This is a genomic window from Dyadobacter sp. (genome assembly GCF_051859145.1).
In the GTDB taxonomy this organism is placed as follows: Bacteria; Bacteroidota; Bacteroidia; order Cytophagales; family Spirosomataceae; genus Dyadobacter.
Genome location: NZ_JBHYGF010000314.1, coordinates 1 through 5,116 on the forward strand (window position 1 = coordinate 1; position 5,116 = coordinate 5,116).

Consider the following 5,116-nt stretch of genomic DNA (forward strand, 5'->3'; position numbering starts at 1 on the left):
CGGCAGGGACAGTAAAAACGGGCTGTGCGATGTATTTTAACGAAATACATCAACATAGCTCAGCAATGCATCGCAGGATCTTCATAAAAAATACAGGCTTGTTAGCAGCGGCCGGGCTGAGTATGCCCGGCGTATCGACGCCCGGCGTGTCGACGCCCGGCGTATCGACGCGCGGCGCCTTTACTTTGCCGGAAAGGCAATTGGCCAGGAACAAGCTGCCTAAATGGAAAGGCTTCAATTTGCTTGACTTCTTCGGTCCAGAGCCTGACAAACAACGCAAGCCGACCACTGAGGAACAGCTTAAATGGATGAGCGACTGGGGCTTTGATTTTGTCCGCATTCCCATTGCATATCCATACTATCTCAAATTCGACAGAAGCCGGAATATTACTCCGGAGGAAGTGTACAGCATTGAGGAAAAACAAGTCGAGAAAATAGATCAGCTCGTTGCCTTGGGGCACAAATACAACATGCACGTAAGCCTGAACCTGCACCGCGCGCCGGGGTACTGCATTAATGCGGGTTTTCACGAGCCTTATAATTTATGGACCGATCAAAAGGCGCAGGAAGCTTTTTACTTCCACTGGAATATGTGGGCGAAGATATACAAGAATACCTCGTCTGAAAAGATCAGTTTCGACCTGCTCAACGAACCGAGTATGCGAGAAGATATGAACGATCAGCATTCAAAACGCTCTGCAGTACCCGGCGATGTGTACAGAAAAGTAGCAATAGGTGCACAGCAGGCGATCAGAAAAGAAAACCCAAACCACCTGATTGTGGCCGATGGAAATAACAGAGGCTCCCATGTAGTGCCCGAGCTCGCCGACCTGGACATTGCGCAGAGCTGTCGCGGGTACCACCCGGGCATTATCTCGCATTACAAAGCGCCCTGGGCGATGAAAGATCCCGATCAGGCACCGGAACCCAAATGGCCGGGGCAGGTAGGGGAGCAATATCTCGGCCGTGAAATGCTTGAAAAATATTACCAGCCCTGGATAGAACTCGTCAACAAGGGAGTAGGGGTGCATTGCGGTGAAAGCGGTGCCTGGAAGAAAACGCCGCATGCTGTTTTCCTTGCCTGGTTCGGGGATGTACTGGATATCCTGACATCACACGGGATCGGTTATGCATTATGGGAGTTTTCCGGCGATTTCGGCCTGCTTAATTCCGGGCGCGAGGATGTGGCGTATGAAGACTGGCACGGGCAAAAGCTGGACCGTAAACTGCTGACTTTGCTGATGAAATATTGACGGTCAAGCAGAGGCTATCTTTCCAGCTCTGCGAGGAGTCCGCGCAAGTTTAAACTTTTGGTAAACATCTCAATGGAACCGTCGGGCAGGTAGCTCCATTGATCCTGTGGCCGGTCCCAGTAAAGTTCTACACCATTTCCGTCGGGATCATTGAGGTACAATGCTTCCGAAACACCGTGATCACTTGCGCCGCTGAGCGGGTAGCGTGCCTGTTGTAACCTGTTAAAAATCACAGCAAGATCCTTGCGGGTAGGGTACAGAATGGCCGTATGGAAAAGTCCGACACCGTGCTGGGGAGCAGGAGGCGCGCCTTTGCTGTACCAGGTGTTCAGGCCGATGTGATGATGGTAGCCGCCGGCGGAAATGAAGACTGCCTGGTCGCCGTACCGGGTTGTGATCTCAAAGCCGAGCAAGCCGCAATAGAAATCCAGCGCCCGTTCCAGGTCTGCTACTTTCAAATGCACGTGGCCGATGCGGGTCAGTGCGGGCAGGGTGTAGTCTTTCAATTCCATAGGAAAGTCCGTCTTGTTTGTTACGCAATTTACATTTAGTTGCGGTAAAAAATTCCCGCAGGTACCTTTACCAACTAAACCTATTTTCCCAATCCAAGACATTTATGAATCGCCGAGAAGCATTATCTTCTATAGCAGCCGTGAGCGGAACAAGCCTTTTGCCTGTTGAAGCTGCTGTTGCAAAAAAGCAGCCGTTTATTTATTCCCTTAATATGAGTACTCTTCGCGGGCACAAGCTGGGTTTCCGGAAGGAGCTCGAAGTAGCTGCCCAGGCGGGTTATGGTTCTGTGGAGATCTGGATCAATACCTTGCAGGATTACCTGAAAAACGGCGGCTCGCTGAAAGAAGCCAGTGCAATTGTGAAAGACCTGGGACTGAAAGTGGAAGATGCGATCGGCTTTGCTCCCTGGATTGTAGACGATAATACCACCAGGGGAAAGGCGCTCGAACAACTTAAAATGGAAATGGAGCAGCTGGCTGCAATTGGCTGTACCCGCGTGGCAGCACCTCCGATGGGCGCTACCACCGGTGAACCGCTTGATCTGAAAAAGGTAGCAGGACGTTACCGCGCGATTCTTGAACTGGGAGAAAAAACAGGCGTTACGCCGCATCTTGAACTCTGGGGTTTTTCCAAAAACCTGAGCAGGGTAGGTGAGCTGCTATATGTAGCTGTGGAGGCTTCGCACCCTTCCGCAAGGGTATTAATGGATGTGTATCACCTTCACAAAGGTGGCTCTGGCATGGATAGTGTAAAGGATGTAGGCAAGCCGCTGGTCGAGATTTTTCATATCAACGATTATCCGAAAACGCCACCGCGTGAAACGATCACGGATGCAGACCGGATTTATGCCGGTGACGGAGTGGCGCCATTGAAAGAGCTATTGAAAAATCTTAAAAATCCCGAAAAGCCTGTAATCCTCTCTTTTGAAGTTTTCAACCAGGGTTACTACGCGCAGGATGCATTGCTGGTAGCGAAGACTGGTCTGGCTAAAATGAAGAAAGTAGCGGAGGGCGTTTAAAATACAACTATGAGCGAAGTAAAATTGAAACTGGATGCCCGCAAGCGTGGCGCGTTTTATTTGGAGGAAAGTGACAAACAGGTCGGAGAAATGGTAATCGGTGTCAGCGATACCGTGCTGACCGTGTACCACACCGAAGTGGATCCTGAGCTGGAAGGGAAAGGTATGGCAAAGCAGATGTTTGATGAAATGGTTGGTTATGCCCGGAAAGAAAAGCTGCAAGTCCTGCCGCTTTGCGAGTACGTGCATTTACAATTCCGCCGGCACCCCGACCAGTTTGAAGATATCTGGAAAAAGTAAGCTGCTGGTTAAGCAGCTTACTTTTTTGATGATTTTGGTAAAAAAACAATGAATTTGGAGCCAATACCCACGGTACTAGTGGCAGTAATGTGGCCGTGGTGGTTCTGGGCAACCTTTTTACACAAAGCGAGGCCGATCCCCGATCCGGAAAATTCACTTCTGCCGTGGAGGCGCTGGAACATCTGGAAAATGCGGTCTAAATGCATTTCATCAAAACCAATCCCATTGTCCGACACTTGCAGCCTGATGTAGCCGTGATCTTCGAGAACTTTGGGAATGGTCGAAAGTTCGGTATCTGTTGCGTCCCGGTACGACAGTTCGATTCTGGAAGGTACCTCTGTTTTACGGTATTTGATCGCATTACTAACCAGATTCTGGAGTAGCTGCGTCAGCTGCAATGCATTTCCATGTACTTCGGGCATTTCATTTACGATGATTTCGGTCTGGTGCTCCTGAATGGAGATCTCCAAATCTGCAAGTACGTTGCTGACTATTCCTTTCAGGTTTACAGCCGTCATCTCGGCATCTCTGGTGGCAAGACGCGAGTAGGCCAGCAAATCATCGATCATAACTGACATTCTTTTGGAAGCATCCTGAATCCGGTTGAGCATAAACGCACCATTCTCATCCAGCTCTTTTGCATACAGCATTTGCAACCTCGATCCAAAAGACTGGATCTTGCGCAGCGGCTCCTGCATATCGTGACTGGCAGCGTAGGCAAATTGCTGCAAGTTGTTATTCGAATTGATCAGTTCTGCATTGGTCTGGTTTAGTTCTGCTGTACGTTGCTGAACTCTCCCTTCCAGTTCACTCGCCAGTTGCCTGTATCTTTCCTCACTTTTTTCCAGCGCCTGCCGGGATTTTACCTGTTCGGTTACGTCCACTGCCATATCGAGTATTGCGTAAATTTCACCTGCCGCATTTCTAAGCGGCTTGTAAGTATAGTCGTAGTAAAATGTCTGCCAAATACCATCTACCACAATTTCACCGCGCGCACCCTGTTCGGAATGGGCTTCTCCGGTTGTGTAAATTCTTTTCAGGATATCCAGGAAAGGCTGGTCTTTCAGTTCCGGTAGTGCTTCACCAAGTGGCTTTCCGATCACAGAATCGCCTTTGCCCCATAGTTTGAGCATTGCTGCATTGGGTAGGTCAATGATGAATTCGGGCCCGACAAACAGGGTGGTAGCCACAGGCGCCTGCGCGATCAGTGTGCGCAGATGTTCCTCGCTCGTCCGAAGCCGCAGTTCCGAATCAATGCGGTCAGAGATATCCATGACGATCCCTGAAAGCGTGGCTGGTTTCCCATTAATATCAAACATATACTGCCCGATCACCCGCACCCAGTGAACCGATTTGTCCACCCAGATAAACCGCGCTTCATACCTGAGCTCGCCCGTTTTTGCAGCGATCTCATATGCTTCTTCGCGGATACGGATATCGTCCGGATGCACGTGCTCAACAAAAACACGCCGGGTAATATGCCTGTTTTCATTTCCGGTTAGGATACGCGCCATGGTCGGCGAGTAAATGATTTCGTCTGTATCAGGATCAACCAGGAAGGAGCCTGCGCCGGAGCCTTCAATGCTCATCGCCGCTTGTTTGTCAGCCCAGCTGATCTTTTCCTGCCGGATCACTTCATCGGTAATCTCCCTGGTGATACCTGCAAAACGGTAAGCCACACCTTCCGTTGTAAAATAAGCCTGTCCCTTGCAATGCAGCCAGCGCAGTACATTGTCTTTTGCGCCTATGGTACGGTAGCGAACTTCGTAAGGCGCACGGACCTGCGGATCTAATGAGGCGAAAACCGCCTCTTTTACTTTCGTTAAATCGTCTGGATGAATGTATTTAGTAAGCTTGCCGAATTCAAATTCATCATCGTCAGGATTTCCGTAAAGTTCCTTACAGCGCTCATTCATAGCTATTTTCCTGGTCACGGGATCAAAGTTCCAGGTGCCCAGGTCCGCTGCATGCAAAGCGAATTTCAGGTTCTCTTCGCTTTCCCGCCGCGCTTCTTCCAACCTGAGCTGTTCCG

Annotated in this window: 5 protein-coding genes; 3 read left to right on the plus strand and 2 right to left on the minus strand. The window is 50.0% G+C overall.

Annotated elements, in window-relative coordinates; genetic code table 11:
* Positions 1-65: 65 nt before the first annotated feature.
* Positions 66-1,253 (plus strand): glycoside hydrolase family 5 protein, encoded by a 1,188-nt coding sequence (locus ACTIE6_RS17210; RefSeq protein ID WP_439557823.1) that lies wholly within the window; start codon positions 66-68, stop codon positions 1,251-1,253.
* 14 nt (positions 1,254-1,267) lie between these two features.
* Here ACTIE6_RS17210 and ACTIE6_RS17215 read toward each other — a convergent pair whose 3' ends face one another.
* On the minus strand, positions 1,268-1,765 hold the full coding sequence (locus tag ACTIE6_RS17215) for a VOC family protein (protein WP_439557819.1): 498 nt from the start codon (positions 1,763-1,765) through the stop codon (positions 1,268-1,270).
* A gap of 104 nt (positions 1,766-1,869) precedes the next feature.
* Between ACTIE6_RS17215 and ACTIE6_RS17220 the strand changes: the two genes are divergently transcribed.
* Together ACTIE6_RS17220 and ACTIE6_RS17225 are read left to right on the plus strand one after the other, a co-directional pair.
* Positions 1,870-2,784: a sugar phosphate isomerase/epimerase family protein gene (locus ACTIE6_RS17220; RefSeq protein ID WP_439557820.1), complete on the plus strand. Its 915-nt coding sequence runs from the start codon at positions 1,870-1,872 to the stop codon at positions 2,782-2,784.
* A gap of 9 nt (positions 2,785-2,793) precedes the next feature.
* Entirely contained in the window at positions 2,794-3,084 is a 291-nt protein-coding gene (locus tag ACTIE6_RS17225) for a GNAT family N-acetyltransferase (protein WP_439557821.1), read from the plus strand.
* A gap of 17 nt (positions 3,085-3,101) precedes the next feature.
* On the opposite strand, the gene ACTIE6_RS17230 is transcribed toward ACTIE6_RS17225, so the two are convergent.
* The coding region (locus ACTIE6_RS17230) for a PAS domain-containing sensor histidine kinase (protein ID WP_439557822.1) at positions 3,102-5,116 on the minus strand (2,015 nt) is incomplete at its 5' end.